The following is a 19,861-nucleotide window of genomic DNA, read 5'->3' as shown; positions in this document are numbered from 1 at the left end:
CACTCGCCTGGTTCAGCATGTGGGGCCAGTTCCACGCCGATTCTCCCGGTTTTGGCGACGTCGTAGCTCTCGGGACACTCCCGCGAGGTGGCATGGAAATTGATGCTGTTCAGTCAGGCCCCCTTGGCATGGAGAATGACATGAACGTCGCGTCTGAATTCGCCGCCTGCTCGGAAGACGAGATCAAGGCGCTGCTCGATGGCGGCACGCTGACCGTCTATTCGGTGGCGCGCCCGATCACCGCCGATCGCCCTGTCGACCGCAGCGCCGTCCTCGCCACGTTCAAGTTCGCGACCCCGGCGTTCAGCGGCGACGCCGGCGTCAACCTCGCGGCCAACCCGGTGCCGGCAGGCAGTGTCGGCACACCGGGCTTTGCCCGCGCCTGCAAGGCCGACGGGACCGTCATTGCGGACTTCTCCGCCGGTCCCGGCCTGCGCGAGATCAAGTTCGCCGAGGTCTCCTGCTCGCAAGGCGCGCCGGTGAAGATCACCGCGTTCAAGTTCATCGCCGAAGGCGGCTGGCCGGAACGCCCGGACTATTACGACGCCCATCCCCGCCCCGGCTTTGCCATGCCGCTGGTGCCGTGATGGCGATCCTGGTCAAGACCACGCAGGACGGCCGCAAGCTCGAGGTCGTCGGACTCGCGATCACGCTCGGCGGCAAGCTCGAGGCGAACGAGTTGGTCGAAGTGAAGGATCACCCCTATCGCCGCGCGATCCGTGCCGCCGCGCCGGAGGCGACCCACATGGCTGGCCGCGTGCCCCTGACGCGCGAGGAAGCCGAGATTGTGCTCGCCGCATTCAGGCAGGCGGAAGCCGACATGCTCGCCAATCCCGTCGCCATCCACGAGCGCTTCCGCATCGCCGCGATGATGAAGTCGCGCGAACAGGGGATCGAGTAAGGCGGATCGGCGTCGCTCGCGCGTCAGTTCAACGCGTGCCGGCGCCGGCGATAACTGCCGGCTTCGCCGACCTCGAACATGGCCCCGATCCCGGGATGGCTAACCGGCTCGCCGGAATCATCGGGCTCGAGGTCGCGTTCCGCGATACAGGCCACGTAGGGGATTTCATCGTCCTCTGCGAACAGCCGGTAGACCAGACCCGTCGTCGCCCCGTCGGGCTCCGGTTCGCCATCCATGCCGGCGAACGATGTGTCGACATCGAAGATGACGCCCCGCATTGCGTAGAGACGATGACGGATCACCTGGCCGATATTGTACCTGGCGAACCTCGTCTTGCTCATCGCTGGGTCCGGCACGGCGTTCAAGCCGCCGCGGGGGCGTGGGTCTGGCAGTTGGTCGGACAGACTCGCGCGCAGGCGCCGCAGCCGATGCAGGCGCCGTCGTCGTTCATCACCATCACCTTCTTCTCGACCTCGTCATCGTCGTCATCGAGGTCGATCATCTCGCCGTCCTCGTTGATGCCTTTCAGCGTCATGACCTCGCGGCCGCAGACCTTGTAGCAGCGGCCACAGCCGATGCACTTCTGGGCATCGATCGACACCAGATAGTCCGGCTTCCAGTCGCGGCCGTCACGGGTTGCGTAGGACATGGGCGGGATCCGGTTATGCCTTTTCCAACGTCTTGAGATCTTCGCGCTTGCGCTCGAGCTCAGCGAAGGCATCATGCGCCTTCTGGGCCACGCTCAGGATCGAGGTCCAGTTGATCGGAAGCTCCTCCGAAAGATCGTGGAGATCCATCTTGGCTTGCGTCGCCTTGGCCGAGAGCTTCTTGATTTCGGCCTTCAGGGTTTCGAGATCGCTCATGCTCAAGCCTCAGTAATTCGCCACATCGGGAAATTTGCGGATCATCTCGACCGCGCCTGCGACATGCTTGTCACCTTCGGCCGCAAGCTTGGCGAGATTGTCGAAGCCAAACCGGTGCACGTCGCGCAGCTGCTTGTTGACGACGATGAGCCGGCCGCCGATCAGCACCATCCGGCCGAAGCCTTCATGGTGCATCTTCAGCATCGGCGAGATCATCACGCCGGTCGCTTTCTCGATCGACAGCGCGACCGCGTTGAAGAACAGCTCCATGCGCCAGATCGTGTCCGGGTCAGGATCGCCGACGATCGGCAGCGCGCGGCGCTTCTCCTTGTCGAGGATGTAGGGCTCGAGCAGGTCGAGATCCTTCTTGCCCTCCCAGGCGCCATGGGTGTCCTGGGCCCGCCAGATCTTGACGAGCTCCTTGACGAACGGCGCCTCGGCCGCGTTGTCGGGTTGGATCAGTTGAGCCGCTTCAGTCATGGCGGTTCCCTTCAGTCCTCGAAATCAAAGCTGCGTTCCTGTCCCTTGGCGAGCACCTTGCGCAGCCACGGCGGCGGCGAACCCTTCAGCACGTCCTCGAGCTTGACGCAGAGATCGTCGATCGCCTCGGGCTGCGTCACCTTCATCGGGTGGATGTTGTTGGCGACGACCCGCGCCGCGCCCGAGCCGCCGATCGCGGCAACGTAGAGGATCGTACAATCCTTGATCGCCTCGATCTTCGGCGCCAGCTTGTCCTCGTTGCCGTCCTCCTTGAGGTCACCGTCGAACTGGATGGCCTCGACGAAGCGATGGCCGTCCGGATTGACGTCGTAGATGGCGATGTTCTTGGCCCAGCCGAAATGCGCATCGACGCGCTTGAGATCCTGGGTGGCAAAGGCGACTTTCATCGATCTGGTCCCTCTTGTTGCATCAGTGCAGTTGCGGCGGGACGACCTGGAGGCCGCTGTCCGTGGTCCGCCAGGTATCGGGCGTCGGCTGATGGTTGGCCTCGCGATCGGCGATGACGAGATTGGCGAGATCGAAGACCAGATCGCGCGTGCCGCGGTAGCCCACCGACAGCTGGTGTCCGGCGCCGAGACGGTCGAACATCGGAAAGCCCGCGCGGTAGAACGGGATCTTCAGGCGCGAGGCCGCCTGACGACCGTGGGAATGGGTAATGAGGAGATCACAGTCGCGCGCCTTGGCAAGCTCTTCCAGGTCTTCGAGATCGCCGATCAGGACCTCCTGCGTCTTGATGCGCTCGAGCACCGGCGAGGCGGTCGTAGTCACCGCGGCTGCGACTTCGGCGCCCATCTCATGCAGCATGCTGGACAGATCGAACAGCAGATCCGGCTCGGCGCCGATCGCGAGCTTGCGACCGCCGATGTGGAAGTGCGTATCCAGCATCGCGTCCGCGAGCTGGCCGCGCTGCCGGCGGTACTTCGCCGGCACCGGCCGGCCGCTGATCTCGCTGAGGAATGCGACGAATTCGTCGTTTGGGGCGAGGCCGCAGAGCCGCTCGAACAAGCGGAACGGTACGCCCGACCTCTGCTGCATGGCTTCCGCCGCGCGCTTCATCTGCGCGCCGATCGCGATAGTCCAGGCCGCCTGCCCCATGGTCGCGATCTCGTCGACCCCGATGCCGCCGATCGTGGTCGGCGTGAATTCATCGGGGATGTGGCCGTCGAGGGAGCCGGCAAGGTCCGGCAGGAAGGACGGCTTGAGCCCGAAATCCTCGATGATCGTGCGCAGCTCGTCGAGATCTCCCGGCGTGAGGTGACAGCCCGGCAGGACGTTCACGCGCGCCGCATCGCGCGCGGCCCCGGCCTCGACCGGATCGACCAGCACCTCGACCATGCGCGCGACGGTCTTTTCCCAGCCGTCCTGGAAGGCGTCCTTGAAATCGGGCGTGGACACATAGACCAGCGGGAATTTTTCAAGCTGCGGATGCTTCTGCCGGATCAGGCGAATGAAACCCTCGACGTCGTCGCCCTTGGTCTCGGTGACGCCGGTCGAATTGATGCCGATGATCTCCGGCTTGGTTCGATTGTAGATGTTGAGGATGGCCTGCTCGACGTTCTCATAGCCGCCGAGCACGGTTGCGACCTCGCTCATCGCGGTGGTTTGCATCGGCACGGCTTCCTTGAAATGCCGCACGAACAGCGTCAGCCCGAACGAGGTGCAGCCCTGCGAGCCGTGCAGCAGCGGCATCGCCCCGCGCAGGCCCATGAAGGCGAAGGAGCCGCCGATCGGCTGGCTCATCTTGAGCGGATTGACCGAGCAGGCCTTCTTGGAGGTGGTGACGATGGCCATCGGCTGCGCCCTACTCCGCCGCCTGGAGCATCGGCGTGGGCTGAGCGGCGAGGATGTCCTCGATCCGTCCCTTGCAGGCCCCGCAGCCGCCTGAGGCGTTGGTGTGCTCCTTCACGCCGTCGACCGAGGAGAGGCCGTGGGCCGCGATCGCATCCTCGATTGTCCCGAGGTCGACGGTCTTGCAGTGGCAGATCTTCTTGGCTCGCCGGGCCGCCTCCGCTAGCACCGGATCCGCGGCGATTTCGGCAGCCTGCGCATCCATTTGCTCCATCGCCTTGGTCTGCCAGTTGACGCCGGCATCGTCCCATGGCGCCGGCTTGCGGAGCTGCGCCCACATCGGGTTGTAGAGCGCCTTCTCGATCTGCTCCATCAGCGTGACCATGCCGATATAGCCCATATAGGCATGGCTGCGCTCCTGGTTGATGTCGAGCCAGGGCATCGCCGCCTTCAGCGCGACGAACTGCGACTTGCCGCCTGACAACATGATGTCGGCGCGCGCGTCCTTCAGCATCTTGTACATTTCGCGCGGCGTCATGTCCTCGATCATGTGCGCGTCCTGGCCCATCAGCTCCTTGATCCGCTCCTTGTCCTCCTTGGTGGACTTCTTCACGGAGGTGCCGACGATCTCGAGGCCCGCCTCCTGGAGTGCCGCCACCACGGACCACGACTTCACCCCGCCGGTGATCAGCAGCACCTTCTTGTCCTTGAAGCGCGGCTTGAAGCGCTCGATCGCGGCCCAGGCCTTGGCTTCCTCCCGCGCAATCACCGCTTCGGTGCGGTCCATCAGCTCGGCCGGCGCGCCGCGCTCGATCAGCAGGCGGGCGATCTCGCGTAGGGAATCGCTGGAATCCTGGATCCCGTAGAACGAGCCCTCGAAGTAGGGAATGCCGTAGCGTTCCTCCATCTTGCGGGCGACGTTGATCATCGCCTTGGAGCACACCATCATGGCGGCCCTGGCCCGATGCGAGTAGGCCAACTCGCGGTATTTTCCGTCGCCGGAGATGCAGGAGAGGATGCGGATGCCGAGCTCGTCCAGCAGCGGCTTGACTTGCCAGAACTCGCCGGACAGGTTGTACTCGCCGATGATGTTGATGTCGTAGGGCGTGGTGTAATCAGGCTCCTCGGTGCCGATGACGTGCTCCAGCAGCGCCTCGCCGGCCAGCTTGTTGCCGAGGTTCTTCGGGCCGACGAAGCCGGGCGAATTGACGGGGATGACCGGCTTGCCGAACTTCGTGGCCGCAGCCTTGCAGACCGCGTTGATGTCGTCGCCGATCATGGCGGGAACGCAGGTCTGATAGACGAAGATCGCCGGCGGATCGTACTTCTCGATGACCTCCTTGATCGCCTTGTAGAGCCGCTTCTCGCCGCCAAACACGATATCGGTCTCGTTCATGTCGGTGGTGAAGCTGCGCCGCCAGAGGTCGGAGCCGGACGACGCGCTGCCGCGATTGTCCCAGGAATTGCCCTCGCACGCGATCGGGCCATGGACGAGATGCGCGACGTCGGTGAACGGCTGCAGCGCGATCTTGGCGCCGTCGAAGGCGCAGCCGCCGGCGGCCCCGCCCGGCTGCAACTGCTTGGTGCAGCCCTTCTTGCGTTCGGCCTCCGTCTTGTTGGCGTTCTTGCCGCAACCCGGCTCGTTGAAGACGTCCTGGATGGTGGCCGACAGCGAGCTCATGCGTCTCTCCTATTCCCTGACCCGCTGCGCGAGCTTGCCGCCCCGCAGTCTCGATCGCTCTGGCTAGACTGGTGGTCTGCCGCCGCCCCATCGGGCGGCGGCAGCTCTCATCGACGTCAGCGGATGATATCGAAGCTGTAGTCGGTCTTGGCGGGGACGTTGGTGTTCTTGTCGATCTCGTCGAAGATCTTGTCGAGGATCTTCACCAGCACGTTCATGCCGCCCTGATAGCCCCACACCGGATAGCGATGGTGATGGTGGCGATCGAACACCGGGAAGCCGATGCGGATCAGCGGCGTGCCGGTGTCACGCTCCAGATACTTGCCGTAGGTGTTGCCGATCAGGAAATCGACCGGCTCGGTGAACAGCAGCGAGCGCATGTGCCAGAGATCCTTGCCCGGATAGGCATGGCAGTTCTTGCCGAACGGCGAGCTGGCGAACAGCGCCTGCATCTTTTCGGCCCAGGCCTTGTTGCCGTTGGTCGAGAGCACGTGGGTGGGCTCGGCGCCGAGCTCGAGCAGGAAGGCCGCGAGCCCGTAGCAGAGGTCCGGATCGCCGTAGATCGCGAACTTCTTGCCATGGATATGCGCGCTCGAGTCCGCCATCGCGTCGACCAGGCGGCCGCGCTCCTGCTCCAGGGCCTTCGCGATCGGCTTGCCGGTGATGCGCGACAGCGTCATCAGGAAGTCGTCGGTGGCGCTGACGCCCACCGGGTGATTGAAGGCCGCGACTTCGTGCCCGTGCCCCGCGATGAAGGGCAGCGTCTTCTCGGTGCAGTATTGCTGCATCGAGATGGTCGCCTTGGCATGGATCGCGTTTGCCGCGTCCTCCAGCGTGGTGCCGCCATCATACATGCGGAACTCGCCGTCGGTCGGGGTATCGAACACATCGCTGTTGTCGGCGAGGATCGTGTACTCGATCCCCATCAGTTCGAAGATGCGCTTGATCTCGCGGATGTTGCCGACGGTGTAGCCGTCGAAACCGCCGATGAAGTTGATCCTGCCGTTCTCCTTGCGCTCGAGCTTCGGCGCGCTGCCGGCCTTGCCGTCCCAGAAATGCTCCAGGATGCCCTTGAGCGCGTTGTCGTAACCCGTCACGTGGCTGCCGACGAAGGCCGGCGTATGGGCGAAGGGCACGTCGTACTCGGCCGGCACCGAGCCCTTCTCCTTGGCCGTCTTGATGAAGGCGTTGAGGTCGTCGCCGATCACTTCCGCCATGCAGGTGGTCGAGACCGCAATCATCTTCGGCTTGTACATGTTGTAGGTGTTGGCGAGGCCATCGATCATGTTGTTCAGGCCGCCGAACACCGCCGCATCCTCCGTCATCGAGGAGGAGACGCAGGAACTCGGCTCCTTGAAGTGGCGCGACAGATGGCTGCGGTAATAGGCGACGCAGCCCTGCGAGCCGTGCACGAAGGGCAGCGTGCCCTCGAAGCCGACCGCGACGAATACCGCGCCGAGCGGCTGGCAGGCCTTGGCGGGATTGACGGTGAGGGCTTCGCGAGCGAAGTTCTTCTCGCGATATTCGGGCGTCTTGGCCCATTCGCGGATACGCTCGACCTCCGCCGGATCATGCGGGTTCTCGAATAGCGCTTTCTTGTTCGCCAGCATCTGCTGGTATTCCGGACCTCGGAACAGCTCGAAGTGATCGAGCACGTGTTCGGCATTCTGTGTCATCGCGGCACCTTGGTTGGATTCGTGTTCGATCGCCTGTCCCGGCTCCTCCCTGAACGGGAGGAGCCGGCGCTTACCGTCATTCCGCCGCCATCAGGCTCGGCCGCGGGGCATCCTTCCAGGGTGCCTTGGTCTTTTTCCAGATCGGGGAGTTGATCGCCATGTCCATGTCGCGGGCGAAGATCGCGAAGCCGTCATAGCCGTGATAGGGACCGGAATAGTCCCAGGAGTGCATCTGCCGGAACGGCACGCCCATCTTCTGGAAGACGTACTTCTCCTTGATGCCGGAGCCGACGAGATCCGGCTGGATCTTCTCGACGAAGCGCTCGAACTCGTAGCCGGTGACGTCGTCATAGATCAGCGTACCGTCCTTGACGTAATGCTGGGCCGTGCGCTGGTAGTCGTCATTGTGACCGAACTCGTAGCCGGTGCCGACCACCTCCATGCCGAGGTCCTCATAGGCGCCAATCACGTGGCGGGGGCGCAAGCCGCCGACGAACAGCATCACAGTCTTGCCTTCCAGGCGCGGGCGGTACTTGGCGATCACCGCATCCATCAGAGGCTGGTACTTCGCGATCACGCGCTCGGCGCCTTCCTTGATCTTGTCGTCGAAGAAGCTGGCGATCTTGCGCAGCGATTCCGCGATCTTGGAGGGCCCGAAGAAATTGTACTCGCACCAGGGAATGCCGAACTTCTCCTCCATGTGACGGGAGATGTAGTTCATCGAGCGGTAGCAGTGCAGGACGTTGAGCTTCGCCTTCGGCGTCGCTTCCAGCTCCGCGAGGCTGCCGTCGCCCGACCATTGCGCAATCACGCGCAGGCCCATCTCCTCGAGCAGGATACGCGAGGACCAGGCGTCGCCGCCGATGTTGTAGTCGCCGATGATCGCGACGTCATAGGGCGTCGCCTCGAAGGCCGGCTTCGCCTCCGGAGAGACCTTGTCGAATATCCAGTCCCGCACCGCGTCGTTGGCGATGTGGTGGCCGAGCGACTGCGAGACCCCGCGAAAACCTTCGCAGCGCACCGGGACGATGGTCTTGCCGTCATACTCCTTGGACTTCACTTTCGAGACGGCCTCGATGTCGTCGCCGATCAGGCCGATCGGGCATTCCGACTGGATGGTGATGCCGTGGTTGAGCGGAAACAGCTCCTGGATCTCGTCGATGATCTTGGCGAGCTTCTTGTCGCCACCGAACACGATGTCCTTCTCCTGGAAGTCGGAGGTGAACTGCATGGTGACGAAGGTGTCGATGCCGGTCGTTCCGATGTAGTAATTGCGTCGCGCCGCCCAGGAATACTGCCCGCAGCCGACCGGGCCGTGGCTGATGTGGATCATGTCCTTGATCGGGCCCCACACCACGCCCTTGGAGCCGGCATAGGCGCAGCCGCGAATGGTCATCACGCCGGGGATGGACTTCAGGTTCGACTTGACGCCGCAATCGGACTTGCCGGCTTCGTGCACATTGAGGTGCTTGGCGCGGCGCTTTGCGGTCTTCTCCGGATAGACCTTCAAGACTTCGTCGATCAGTTGCTTGTTGCGGGCCTTGATCTCGGCGACGCTCTCTGTGGTTGCTAGGCTCATGCGAGTATCCCTCGGTTATCCCTGTGTGACGATCGGACGCCTCAACCGGCGCGCCGCGCTCGCGATCTCTTCCGCGAGGTCGCCTTGCACAAGGACTTTTGCAACGAGTGTGCCAGCACATACCGACGACAAAAAGTGAAGCGATTGGAGACAGATAGCTTCGAAGCTCGCGTTTGTTGCAAACCCGACATCGCATCATGTCGACATGTGCGTGCGCGGAGGGCTGTTCGAAACAAAACAATGCGTGTCGTCGCCAGACGGCATCGGCTATGCATTTTCCTGCAGGGAAGCGTCGATCCGCGCTGCGGTATGGGGCTTGCTTGACGCGTCTCATCAATGCATCGAGGCGATCATGCAGCTTGAAACGAACTCTCGGCCAACGCCGATCGACGACATCATCGAGAACTTCTCGCTCCTCGAAGAGTGGGACGACCGCTACCGCTACGTCATCGAACTGGGCCGCATGCTGACGCCCTTTCCGGAGGAGCAGCGAACCGACGCCAACAAGGTGCAGGGCTGCGTCAGCCAGGTCTGGCTTGCGACCACGATCGAGCACCGCGACGGGCGGCCTTTCCTCACCTTCGCCGGCGATAGCGACGCTCACATCGTCCGCGGCCTGGTCGCGATCCTGATCGCGCTTCTGTCGGGACGACCGGCCGCGGAGATCTCGGGCGAGAATCCCCTCGCCTTGTTCGAGCGGCTCGGGCTCGGCGAGCATCTGACACCACAGCGCTCGAATGGATTCCGGTCGATGGTAGCGCGTACGCGTGCGGATGCGGCGGCCGCACTCGCGGAAGCCGTATGACGCCTGGAGAACGTCAGGTGACGTCGAACGCGGTTCCCACCCGCATCATCTCGTGGTCCGCCATGATGACGAACACCGACCGGGCCGTGAATTCGACCGTGTAGTAGACCTCGCCGAGAAAGCGCCAGCTCTCGCGCACAACGCCGGCATCGCCGGGGTGCACGAGCGGCTCGCCGACATCCTTGTGCGGATACGTGCCGTCGTTCCTGATCAGTGCCGCGGCGCGGATCGGTTCACCGACCGAATACTCGCCGGTGAAGCGCCGCTCCATGTTCCGCACCGTTCGGCGACGATGGGCATCGCAGACGATGCGGGCAACTGGCCGCGGCTTGACGGGACGTGGCCTGGTGGCGATCCGTTCGCTCATGAGAGCAGCTCCTGGGCCCTGGTCAGGGCCGCGGCCAGCGCGTCGACCTCCTCTGAGGTGTTGTAGAGCGCGAACGACGCGCGGCAGGTGGCGGTCACGCCGAAGCGGTCGAGCAGCGGCATCGCGCAATGGGTTCCGGCGCGAACCGCCACACCGGAGCGATCGATCACGGTCGCAAGGTCGTGGGCGTGGGCGCTCTTCATCTCGAACGACACGATGGCGCCCTTGTCGGCGGCGGTTCCGATGATGCGCAGCGAATTGATCCCACGCAGACGTTCCTCGGCATAGGCCAGCAGGCTCCTCTCGTGCCTGCGGATCCGCTCCTTGCCGATCGATTCGATATAGTCGATGGCGGCACCGAGGCCGATGGCCTGCACGATCGGCGGCGTGCCGGCCTCGAAGCGATGCGGCGGCTCGCCATAGGTGACTGTGTCGCGCGAGACTTCGCGGATCATCTCGCCGCCACCGTTGAAGGGCGGCATGGCCGCGAGGTGCTCGTACTTGCCGTAGAGTGCGCCGATTCCGGTCGGCCCGTACAGCTTGTGCCCGGTGATGACGTAGAAGTCGCAGCCAATGTCGCGCACATCGACATCCATGTGGACCGCGCCTTGCGAACCGTCGACCAGGACGGGAATCCCGCGGGCATGCGCCAGCCGTACGACCTCCTTGACCGGAACGACACTGCCCAGCACGTTCGACATCTGGGTGATTGCAACCAGCTTGGTCTTCGTGTTCAAGAGCTTCTCGAACTCGTCGATCAGGAAATTGCCCTCGTCGTCGACCGGCGCCCATCTGATCACCGCACCGTGCCGTTCCCTGAGGAAGTGCCACGGCACGATGTTGGCGTGGTGCTCCATGATCGAGAGTACGATCTCGTCGCCTTCGCCGATCCTTTCGCGACCGAACGTCTGGGCCACCAGGTTGATCGCCTCCGTGGCCCCGCGGGTAAAGACGATCTCCTCGCGCCGCTCTGCATTGAGAAAACGGGCAATCCTATCGCGCGCGCCCTCATAAGCTTCGGTGGCGGCATTGGCGAGGTAATGCAGGCCACGGTGCACGTTGGCGTATTCGCTGGTGTAGGCCTGCGTCAGCCGGTCAAGCACGGCATTTGGCTTCTGGGCCGAGGCGGCATTGTCCAGATAGACCAGCTTCTTGCCATACACCTGCGTCGACAGGATTGGAAAGTCCTGGCGGACGCGATTGACGTCGTAACTTCCGTTGGCGACCGCCGGATGCATGGAACTAATCCCGTTCCTTGAGCCAGTTGAGCATCACCTGCGTCAATGCCTCACGCAGATCGTCGCGCGCGACGGCGTCGATCACCTCGCCGACGAAGGCCTGGATCAGCAGCGCCTCGGCTTCCTTTTCCGGAATGCCGCGTGCCATCAGATAAAACTTCAACTGATCGTCCAGCGCGCCGGTGGTGGTGCCGTGTCCGCACTGAACGTCGTCGGCGAAAATCTCGAGCTCCGGCTTGCAATTGGCGACGGCCTCGTCCGACAGGAGCAGCGCCCTCGCCATCATCCTGGCGTCGGTCTGCTGCGCGCCGGGCTGCACCGTGATCCTGCCCTGGAACACGGCCCGGGCCTCATCGTCCACGACCGCCTTGAAGACTTCCCGGCTCTGCGAACCAGCGGCGACATGGTCGACGACGAGCGTGGTGTCTGCGTGTTGGCGGCCGGCCAGAAGGCTTCCCTGATACACATCGGCGATGGCACCCTCGCCCGCCAGCTTCACAAAGAGCTGATTGCGCACCACGGCACCACCGATGGTGAAGCCGAAATCGCGATAGCTCGCGCCCGCCCCGGTCGAGGCCTCGAGCGTTGAGATGTGCAGCGCGGCTGCGCCTTCGCCGGTGATCTTGACGTGGTCCAGACGGGCCCTGTCTCCGACATCCACCTGCAAGGCCACATTGACCTGGTAGTCTGACTGGTCCGGACCCTCATGGGTCTCGACGAGCGTGAGGACCGCACCGCTGCCGAGTTCCAGCCGCGATCGCGTGAACGTCGCGGCGGGCGTACCGCCTGTGGTCACGAAGACGAGATGGATCGGCCGCTCCACGACGACACCCGGGGCGACCGTGATCATGACACCGTCGGCGGCGAGTGCGGTGTTGAGCGCGGCGACCGGATCACCTCCGGCCATGTCGAGCGGCAGAACCATTTCGTCCGCCCCCAGCGCCTCGACCGTCGCGCGAACGACGACGCCGGGTTCGAGCCCGGCGAGATCGGAGAGTTCGGGCGCGAAGGCGCCGTCGACGATCAGCAGCCGCCGGAGGCCGAGGCCCGCGAAGACCGCACCCGCCTCGCGAGCGACACTCCTGGCTGCCGCATCGGAGCGCGGAGCCAGCGGCTTGGCATCACGCAGCAGGCGCCGCAGGTCGGTATACCTCCAGGCCTCGGTGCGGGAATGCGGCAGGCCTTGCGCCGCGAAGCGGTCGAAGGCATCGCGCCGGACCGCCTCGATCTTGTCCCCGCCGGGCAGACTCTCGCGCGCGGCCGCGAACAGATCGGCGAACCCGATCTCGGCAGCGGTCTTGACGGAACGGACCTCGGCATTCATGGGATCACGCCGCCTCGCTCTGATACTGCGCGTAGCCCGTCGCCTCCAGTTCGAGCGCGAGATCCTTGCCGCCGGTCTTGACGATGCGGCCCGCAGCCAGCACATGCACGACGTCGGGCACGATGTAGTCGAGCAGCCGCTGATAGTGCGTGATCACGATCATGCCGCGGTCGGCCGCACGCAGGCGATTGACGCCGTCGGCGACGATGCGTAGCGCATCGATGTCGAGGCCGGAATCGGTCTCGTCCAGCACGCACAGCTTGGGCTCCAGCAGCGCCATCTGAAGCGTCTCGTTGCGCTTCTTCTCGCCGCCGGAGAAACCGACATTGAGCGGCCGCTTCAGCATCTCAGGGTCGATGCTGAGTTGTTTGGCGAGCTCGCGCACCCTCTTCAGCACATCGGGCGAGGACAATTCCTCTTCGCCACGCTTCTTGCGCTGGGCATTGAGCGCCGTCCGCAGGAACGTCAGCGTCGCGACGCCGGGAATTTCGAGCGGGTATTGGAAGGCCAGGAACAGCCCTTTCGCCGCCCGCTCGTCCGGGTCCATGGCAAGGAGATCCTCGCCGTTGAAGAACACTTCGCCACCGGTGATCTCGTAGCCCGGCTTGCCCGACAGCACATAGGACAGCGTCGACTTGCCGGCGCCGTTCGGACCCATGATGGCGTGGATCTCGCCCTTGTTCACGGCGAGGTCGAGCCCGTTGAGGATCTGACGGCCGTCAATCTCGGCCTTGAGCCCGCGGATATCGAGGAGCGCCGTCATCACACTTCTCCTTGCCTGGTAGGTCTAAAGACAGTCATCCGACGCTCCCTTCGAGCGAGATCGAGATCAGCTTCTGCGCTTCCACCGCGAATTCCATCGGCAGCTGCTGCAGCACGTCCTTGACGAAGCCGTTGACGACGAGGCCGACCGCCTCCTCCTGGCTGAGCCCGCGCTGGATGCAGTAGAACAGCACGTCCTCGGAGATCTTCGAGGTCGTCGCCTCGTGCTCGAACGTCGCCGAGGAGTTCTTCGCCTCGATGTACGGCACGGTGTGCGCGCCGCATTTGTCGCCGATCAGCAGCGAATCGCAGGCCGTGAAGTTGCGCGCCCCTAGCGCCTTGCGGTGCGCGGTGACGAGGCCGCGATAGGTGTTCTGCGACTTGCCGGCGGCGATGCCCTTGGAGATGATCCGGCTCGTCGTGTTCTTGCCGAGATGGATCATCTTGGTGCCGCTATCGACCTGCTGATAGCCGTTCGAGATCGCGATCGAGTAGAATTCGCCGCGGGAATTGTCGCCGCGCAGGATGCAGCTCGGATATTTCCAGGTAATGGCGGAGCCGGTCTCGACCTGGGTCCAGGAGATCTTGGAATTGGCGCCGCGGCAATCGCCACGCTTGGTGACGAAATTGTAGATGCCGCCCTTGCCTTCCGAATTGCCGGGATACCAGTTCTGCACCGTCGAATATTTGATTTCGGCATCGTCGAGCGCGACGAGCTCGACCACGGCGGCATGCAGCTGGTTCTCGTCGCGCTGCGGCGCGGTGCAGCCTTCGAGATAGGAGACGTAGGCGCCCTTGTCGGCGATGATCAGCGTGCGCTCGAACTGGCCGGTGTTGCGCTCGTTGATGCGGAAATAGGTCGACAGTTCCATCGGGCAGCGCACCCCCGGCGGCACGTAGACGAACGAGCCGTCGGAGAACACCGCCGAATTCAGCGTCGCGTAGAAATTGTCCGAGGTCGGAACCACCGAGCCCAGATATTTCTGCACCAGTTCAGGGTGCTCGCGGATCGCCTCCGAGATCGGCATGAAGATCACGCCGGCCTTCTTCAGCTCGGCCTTGAACGTGGTTGCAACCGAGACCGAATCGAACACGGCATCGACCGCGATCTTGCGGCGGGCCGGGTCTTCCTCGCCGGGCTTGGGCTCGACGCCTTCGAGCATGGCGACTTCCCGCAGGGGGATGCCGAGCTTCTCGTAGGTCTTCAGGATCTCCGGATCGATCTCGTCGAGCGAGGACACGGTCTTCTTCGGCTTCGGCGCCGCGTAGTAATAGAGGTCCTGGAAGTCGATCCTGGGATAGTCGACGCGGGCCCAGGTCGGCTCCGTCATGGTCAGCCAGCGCCGATAGGCCTCCAGCCGCCATTGCAGCATCCAGGCGGGCTCGTTCTTCTTCTCCGAGATGAACTTGACGGTTTCTTCCGACAGACCCTTGGGGGCCTTGTCGGACTCGATCAGGGTCTCAAACCCATAACGATACTGGTCGACGTCGATGCCGCGAACCTGTTCGATGGTTTCCTGAACCGCCGCCATCTACCGCTCCGTCCGCGAGTGAGATTTCCAGTCCGCCAGCCTCGACCGCGCCATGGAGGTGCCTCAGGCCGGAATACAGGTGTCGGGCACCGGACAGACGGCCGCGCATTGCGGCGTGTCGAAACTCCCTTCACACTCCGTGCACTTCTTGGGATCGATGACATACATGTCGCGCTTGAGGCTGATCGCCGCGTTCGGGCACTCGAACTCACATGCGCCGCAAACCGTGCATTGCGAGGCGACAATCTTGTAAGACATGTGTTCCGACTCCTTGAGCAGACGATGCCGTCGGACACCTTCTTTCAAGCGCCGTGCCAACCCTGAAAGGTCTGAAATTCAAGCGTAATCTTGCGCGAAGCCGGTTGTCGTGGCCCCGACAGCATGTCGCATCTGCGACAGTCGCCGTCAGAGCCGCTTGACCTCGATGCCGTGCTTCTTCAGCGCGTAGCCGATCTGCCGCGGCGTCAGGCCGAGCAGGCGTGCGGCCTTGGCCTGGACCCAACCTGACTTCTCCATGGCCGCGATGACGCTCTCACGCTCGGCCACGCTCCCGGTCGACAACAGGCTGGAAGCGCTCGCCGTCGGCGCCACCGGCTCAACGGCTGACGGAGGGGTGCTGGCGCCTCTCTCGCGCGCAGCGGAAGCCGGAAGGACCGAGAGCGGCACGATGGGCAACGAGCGCTGCGGCACGCCCTCGGATGCACCGTTCCACAACATGGCCGACAGGCACTGGCTGTGACAGCACGCGAAATCGTTCCTGACGATCTCCGGGCCCGGCGCCAGCGTCGCCGTACGCTGCACGCAATTCTCCAGCTCCCGCACGTTGCCCGGAAACCCACAGCTCATCAGAACCTCGATCGCATGCCGATCGAAGGACAGCGCACGGCCATTCTCGCTGTTGAAGTTCTTCAGGAACTCGTTGGCCAGCAACGGAATGTCGCTGCGCCGCTCGCGCAGGGGCGGCAGCATCATCGGGACCACACTGATCCGGTAATAGAGGTCGGCGCGAAATTCGTTGCGGGCGACGGCTTCTTCCAGGTTGCGGTTGGTCGCTGCGATGACGCGAACATCGACCTTGATGGTCTGGTTGCCGCCGACGCGCTCGAACTCCTGCTCCTGGAGCACGCGCAGGAGCTTGGCCTGGAACGAGGCGGATATCTCGCCGATCTCGTCCAGGAACAGGGTGCCCTTGTCGGCCAGCTCGAACCTGCCCTTCCGTGAATTGAGCGCGCCGGTGAAGGCGCCTTTCTCATGGCCGAACAACTCGGACTCCAGCACCGATTCCGGCAGAGCCGCGCAGTTGATCTTGATGAACGGACGCTTGGCCCGCGGCGAAAGCTCGTGAATGGCCTTCGCGATCAGCTCCTTGCCGGTGCCGGATTCACCCCGCAGCAGCACGGTCGAGTTCGATTTGGCCACGACCGCGATCTTCTCCAGCAGCCCGCGCAGCGCCGGACTGTCGCCGATGATGCCTTCGACGTGAACCTTGCGGCGATCGCGCGCCGGCTTGAGCTCGGATAGCTCCTTCTGGAGGCGGTAGCTCTCATGCATCAGCCGTTCGCGATCCTGCGCGACGATCCGATGCAGCTTCACGGTCTGGCCGACGAGATTGGCAACCATCGTCAGCAAACGCACGTCGGAATCGAGCCGGTACAGCGATCGCTCGTCCCAGACCCTGTCGACCGTCAGGGTGCCCACGACCTTGGCATCGATGCGGATCGGGACGCCGATGAAAGACACGCGGATCGTCTCAGAGGCTCCGAGGGTCTCTACGTCCGCCGGGCTGAAGGCGGGATGGGTGGCAATGTTTTCTGCGACCAGCGGCATCGCGGTCGCGACGATCTGATCAACGGCCTTCTGCGGCAACCGCCCGCGATAGCGTTCGTCACTGCCTTCGCTCCATCCGGCCCCGACCGCGAGGTCGGGAATGCCGTCGTCCGCGAGCAGCGCGACCACGCCATGGCGCATCTGGAGAAAGGACTGCAGAAGATTGACGACGTTCGCGAGCGTCGTCTCCAGCCGAGTCGGCGCCGTCAGTATCTTTGAGATTTCGAAGATGCCGGTCAGCGCGATCTCACTGATCGGTACGATGGGTGCCGTCTGTTCGGCCCTGTGTCGTTCAACCAAGGGAGCAGCATTCAGCATGACGGAATCTCCGTTGCCCGTTAGATCCTCCCGGCCGCGTTCTCTGGAATTTGTCTTATTCTCATTCATGTCGTGTCGAGAGTCGCGCTCAACTTGTCGGCATTGCTGCAAAAAGATTCCGTCGCACTTGCACGCTTTGTCATCCGTTTCACGGAATTTACCATCGCGATGCGCGACACGCTCGAGATCGAGATCTCCGCATTGATCCAGCGCAAATCCGCGAAACTTTTTCCGTGGCGGGCCGCTGCCGCCTGATTACACGTGCTGCCCTCCGTTGATCGGTACTTCCGCACCTGTGACGTAGCTGGCCGCCTCCGAGCAGAGGAAGAAGATCACTTTCGCGACCTCGTCCGGCGTGCCGACGCGATGCATCGGAATGATCGGCGCAAGTTGTGCCTCGGTCTCCGGCGACAGGATGTCGGTCTTGATCTCGCCGGGCGCGATCGCGTTCACGCGAATTCCGAACGGCGCATAGTCGTGCGCCATCTCGCGGGTCAGGCACGCAAGCGCAGCCTTCGACGTCGCATAGGCGGTGCCGGCAAACGGATGCACCCGGGAGCCCACGATCGAGGTGACATTGACGATCGCGCCTGCGGCCAGCTTCAGCTCGTCGACGAGGCCCTGCGCGAACAGGACCGGCGCGAGCAGATTGACGTGGAACACGCTCATCCAGGTCTCGACCGGCGTCGTCAACGAGTTCAGCCGGGTGCCATCATCCGCCTTGGGCGAAATACCGGCATTGTTGATCAGTGCATGCAGCGGCCCGCCGTTGAGCCGCTCCTTGATTCCGGCGACTGCCCGCGGCAGCGCGCGATGGTCGCTCAGTTCCACCTGCACATGGTTGTCCGTCCCTGAATCCCAGGGGCACCGTTCACCGTCGAACGGTTGCCGGGAACAGGTGATGATCCGCCAGCCGGCCTCCGAAAACAGCTTTCCCGTCGCATGGCCGATGCCGCGGGACGCGCCGGTCAGAACGAGCGTTTTGCGCTCGCCATGTTGTGCCCTCGACTTGTCGCCGTGAAACGGACACAGTGCGACGTCGGGTGCCGAAGTACTCGAAGGGGCACCATCGCGATCCAAAAGATCGAGCGTCATGTCAACTCCTCGCCGCGTCCGGACGGACGCAGACAATGACAACGGGAGCAACTTTGCAGGATTTGGGCCACGCTCCAACGCCGGATCGCTGTGATTTTCAAGGCTGAATGTCGGCTTCGCGACACGCTGCCAGATTTGCGACATGCACGCGTGGGCTTTCGAACCAAGCGGCGCCGTCACGGCGCAAACCTCCTTTCCGAGTGCTGGCCAGCGGTTGAGAGCTGTTTTTCAATCATTCCAAATGGCCCGGCTCTTGCTCTTCTTGTTCCAAACTTGATCACATCTCGCTGCGCTTACTCCGCAAACGTGGTTTCAAATGCCCCAGCCGAACCACCATCGACTCTTTGCCGTCATCCTCGGCACCAATGAGATCGCATCCGCGATCGGCATCCAACTCGTGCGCGCCGGATATTGCGTCGTGATGTCACACGATCCGGATCCGCCGGTGATCCGGCGCAAGATGGCCTTTCATGACGCGCTCTTCACGGACACCGTGCAGCTTGAGGACATTGTCGCCGAGCGAGTCGACGACGGCATGCAGGTCCATCAGGCGCTCCGTCGGCCGGCCCAAATCCTGGTTACATGGCTCGGCCTGCTCGATCTGCTTCCGGTCCGCCACATTGACCTTCTGATCGATGCGCGTCTGCAGAAGCGCCGGATCACGCCCGACCTCAGGCGACTCGGCCGGCTCGCGATCGGGCTGGGCCCCGGCTTCTCATCGAACTCCAATTGCGACATCGCGGTGGAAACCCGGCCAGGGAAGATCGGACCTGTCACCGATGCACGCTGGACCGACGCTGCCGATGGCGTTGCGAGTTCACTGGGTGATGTCGGCGCGGAACGCTTCGTCTATTCGCCGTTCGCGGGACGCTGGCACACGCCGGTCGAGATCGGCACCCGCGTCTACCGGGATCTCGTGCTCGGCCATCTCTCCGGCATTCCCGTGCTCGCGCCGCGCGACGGAATCCTGCGCGGCATCGCCCGCGACGGCAGCGAAGTTCCGGCCGGCGTCAAGCTGCTGGAGATCGATCCGCGCGGACGGCACGCCCAATGGACCGGAACGGATCAGCGCGGGCGCGCCATTGCCAATGCAACAACCGCCGCCGTCAAGCTTCACACCGCACATCGCATCACGCAACGGAATCCGGCATGATCGTCTGCTCCTGCAACATCATCAGCGATCACGACATCAGGGGTGCGGTCGGCTCGACCGACGACGAACTCTTTTCGGCTGCGCAGGTGTATGACTGCCTGGGTTGCACTGTCAGGTGCGGGCGATGCTCCCAATCCGTACGGCGGATCCTTGAGGAACAGCCGCCGCGCTGCGTACACGGGAACGCACTGACGGGCGATCCCGCTCCTGGACTTGCGGAAGCCCGGCTGCGTTCGCTGAGCAGCCCCCCGGCGCCATGATCAGGTATGCGCAAGAGGCGCCAGACCACTAAGGCGCGATGCGATGAGGATGAATCTGTACCCTCACAGCCGGCGTGGAGCCGGCAGGGCCGGCGGAATGTCGCACTGCCAGATCGTCCCGTTGTCGAACTGAATCACCAGGCCGTCTGGTGAACTCCAGCAAGGTGGAAAGCATTGACCCAGAGCCGATT

23 protein-coding genes are annotated in these 19,861 nt (G+C 63.6%); 6 read left to right on the top strand and 17 right to left on the bottom strand.

The window, feature by feature from the left end:
* Positions 1–140 precede the first annotated feature (140 nt).
* Positions 141–587, top strand: coding sequence for a hypothetical protein (locus XH96_RS12100; protein ID WP_194392704.1), 447 nt, complete (start codon positions 141–143; stop codon positions 585–587).
* Positions 584–901, top strand: coding sequence for a hypothetical protein (locus XH96_RS12095; protein ID WP_194392703.1), 318 nt, complete (start codon positions 584–586; stop codon positions 899–901). Before XH96_RS12100 ends, XH96_RS12095 begins: the two co-directional genes overlap by 4 nt.
* A gap of 23 nt (positions 902–924) precedes the next feature.
* Here the strand turns inward: XH96_RS12095 and hspQ are convergent, their stop codons facing one another.
* The 9 genes from hspQ to nifD all read right to left on the bottom strand — a co-directional run bounded on the left by hspQ (position 925) and on the right by nifD (position 8,989).
* A complete protein-coding gene (gene hspQ / locus XH96_RS12090) occupies positions 925–1,242 on the bottom strand; it encodes a heat shock protein HspQ (RefSeq protein ID WP_194392702.1) in 318 nt (105 codons plus the stop codon).
* Between the two features lie 20 nt (positions 1,243–1,262).
* The gene (gene fdxB, locus XH96_RS12085) at positions 1,263–1,550 is read right to left on the bottom strand and encodes a ferredoxin III, nif-specific (RefSeq protein WP_188096640.1); all 288 of its coding nucleotides are present in this window, start codon (positions 1,548–1,550) and stop codon (positions 1,263–1,265) included.
* A 13-nt stretch (positions 1,551–1,563) separates the two neighbouring features.
* Positions 1,564–1,764 (bottom strand): CCE_0567 family metalloprotein, encoded by a 201-nt coding sequence (locus tag XH96_RS12080; RefSeq protein ID WP_028137114.1) that lies wholly within the window; start codon positions 1,762–1,764, stop codon positions 1,564–1,566.
* A gap of 9 nt (positions 1,765–1,773) precedes the next feature.
* A complete protein-coding gene (locus XH96_RS12075; protein WP_194392701.1) occupies positions 1,774–2,244 on the bottom strand; it encodes a NifX-associated nitrogen fixation protein in 471 nt (156 codons plus the stop codon).
* 11 nt (positions 2,245–2,255) lie between these two features.
* Positions 2,256–2,651: a nitrogen fixation protein NifX gene (nifX, locus tag XH96_RS12070; protein ID WP_131870826.1), complete on the bottom strand. Its 396-nt coding sequence runs from the start codon at positions 2,649–2,651 to the stop codon at positions 2,256–2,258.
* 22 nt (positions 2,652–2,673) lie between these two features.
* A complete protein-coding gene (gene nifN, locus XH96_RS12065; RefSeq protein ID WP_194392700.1) occupies positions 2,674–4,056 on the bottom strand; it encodes a nitrogenase iron-molybdenum cofactor biosynthesis protein NifN in 1,383 nt (460 codons plus the stop codon).
* A gap of 10 nt (positions 4,057–4,066) precedes the next feature.
* Positions 4,067–5,734: a nitrogenase iron-molybdenum cofactor biosynthesis protein NifE gene (gene nifE / locus XH96_RS12060; protein WP_194392699.1), complete on the bottom strand. Its 1,668-nt coding sequence runs from the start codon at positions 5,732–5,734 to the stop codon at positions 4,067–4,069.
* A 116-nt stretch (positions 5,735–5,850) separates the two neighbouring features.
* Complete coding sequence (gene nifK, locus XH96_RS12055) at positions 5,851–7,410, bottom strand: nitrogenase molybdenum-iron protein subunit beta (RefSeq protein WP_194392698.1); 1,560 nt, start codon at positions 7,408–7,410, stop codon at positions 5,851–5,853.
* Positions 7,411–7,486: 76 nt separating this feature from the next.
* Positions 7,487–8,989 carry a nitrogenase molybdenum-iron protein alpha chain gene (nifD, locus tag XH96_RS12050; protein WP_194392697.1) on the bottom strand — a complete coding sequence of 501 codons (1,503 nt, stop codon included), beginning with the start codon at positions 8,987–8,989 and terminating at the stop codon, positions 7,487–7,489.
* A 352-nt stretch (positions 8,990–9,341) separates the two neighbouring features.
* Between nifD and XH96_RS12045 the strand changes: the two genes are divergently transcribed.
* On the top strand, positions 9,342–9,794 hold the full coding sequence (locus XH96_RS12045) for a SufE family protein (protein WP_194392696.1): 453 nt from the start codon (positions 9,342–9,344) through the stop codon (positions 9,792–9,794).
* A 13-nt stretch (positions 9,795–9,807) separates the two neighbouring features.
* On the opposite strand, the gene XH96_RS12040 is transcribed toward XH96_RS12045, so the two are convergent.
* The 7 genes from XH96_RS12040 to nifA all read right to left on the bottom strand — a co-directional run bounded on the left by XH96_RS12040 (position 9,808) and on the right by nifA (position 17,162).
* Complete coding sequence (locus XH96_RS12040) at positions 9,808–10,161, bottom strand: nitrogen fixation protein NifZ (protein WP_194392695.1); 354 nt, start codon at positions 10,159–10,161, stop codon at positions 9,808–9,810.
* Positions 10,158–11,399, bottom strand: coding sequence for a cysteine desulfurase (locus XH96_RS12035; RefSeq protein ID WP_194392694.1), 1,242 nt, complete (start codon positions 11,397–11,399; stop codon positions 10,158–10,160). Before XH96_RS12035 ends, XH96_RS12040 begins: the two co-directional genes overlap by 4 nt.
* 4 nt (positions 11,400–11,403) lie before the next feature.
* On the bottom strand, positions 11,404–12,723 hold the full coding sequence (gene sufD, locus XH96_RS12030) for a Fe-S cluster assembly protein SufD (protein WP_194392693.1): 1,320 nt from the start codon (positions 12,721–12,723) through the stop codon (positions 11,404–11,406).
* A gap of 4 nt (positions 12,724–12,727) precedes the next feature.
* Complete coding sequence (gene sufC, locus XH96_RS12025; protein ID WP_131870817.1) at positions 12,728–13,486, bottom strand: Fe-S cluster assembly ATPase SufC; 759 nt, start codon at positions 13,484–13,486, stop codon at positions 12,728–12,730.
* Positions 13,487–13,520: 34 nt separating this feature from the next.
* Positions 13,521–15,017 (bottom strand): Fe-S cluster assembly protein SufB, encoded by a 1,497-nt coding sequence (sufB, locus tag XH96_RS12020; protein ID WP_194392692.1) that lies wholly within the window; start codon positions 15,015–15,017, stop codon positions 13,521–13,523.
* 63 nt (positions 15,018–15,080) lie between these two features.
* The gene (locus tag XH96_RS12015; RefSeq protein ID WP_194392691.1) at positions 15,081–15,275 is read right to left on the bottom strand and encodes a 4Fe-4S dicluster domain-containing protein; all 195 of its coding nucleotides are present in this window, start codon (positions 15,273–15,275) and stop codon (positions 15,081–15,083) included.
* A gap of 147 nt (positions 15,276–15,422) precedes the next feature.
* Positions 15,423–17,162 (bottom strand): nif-specific transcriptional activator NifA, encoded by a 1,740-nt coding sequence (gene nifA / locus XH96_RS12010; protein ID WP_194392690.1) that lies wholly within the window; start codon positions 17,160–17,162, stop codon positions 15,423–15,425.
* A gap of 93 nt (positions 17,163–17,255) precedes the next feature.
* Between nifA and XH96_RS12005 the strand changes: the two genes are divergently transcribed.
* On the top strand, positions 17,256–17,417 hold the full coding sequence (locus tag XH96_RS12005) for a hypothetical protein (RefSeq protein ID WP_194392689.1): 162 nt from the start codon (positions 17,256–17,258) through the stop codon (positions 17,415–17,417).
* On the opposite strand, the gene XH96_RS12000 is transcribed toward XH96_RS12005, so the two are convergent.
* Positions 17,418–18,257, bottom strand: a complete 840-nt coding sequence (locus tag XH96_RS12000; RefSeq protein ID WP_194392688.1) for an SDR family NAD(P)-dependent oxidoreductase — start codon at positions 18,255–18,257, stop codon at positions 17,418–17,420.
* Between the two features lie 316 nt (positions 18,258–18,573).
* Between XH96_RS12000 and XH96_RS11995 the strand changes: the two genes are divergently transcribed.
* Positions 18,574–19,410 carry a xanthine dehydrogenase gene (locus XH96_RS11995; protein WP_194392687.1) on the top strand — a complete coding sequence of 279 codons (837 nt, stop codon included), beginning with the start codon at positions 18,574–18,576 and terminating at the stop codon, positions 19,408–19,410.
* Positions 19,308–19,670: a bacterioferritin-associated ferredoxin gene (locus XH96_RS11990; protein ID WP_371740059.1), complete on the top strand. Its 363-nt coding sequence runs from the start codon at positions 19,308–19,310 to the stop codon at positions 19,668–19,670. The genes XH96_RS11995 and XH96_RS11990 overlap by 103 nt, the downstream gene beginning before the upstream one ends.
* Positions 19,671–19,861: the final 191 nt, after the last annotated feature.

The sequence above is a fragment of the Bradyrhizobium sp. CCBAU 51765 genome (genome assembly GCF_015291725.1).
In the GTDB taxonomy this organism is placed as follows: domain Bacteria; phylum Pseudomonadota; class Alphaproteobacteria; order Rhizobiales; family Xanthobacteraceae; genus Bradyrhizobium; species Bradyrhizobium liaoningense.
This window is presented reverse-complemented; position numbering and strand designations above follow the sequence as displayed.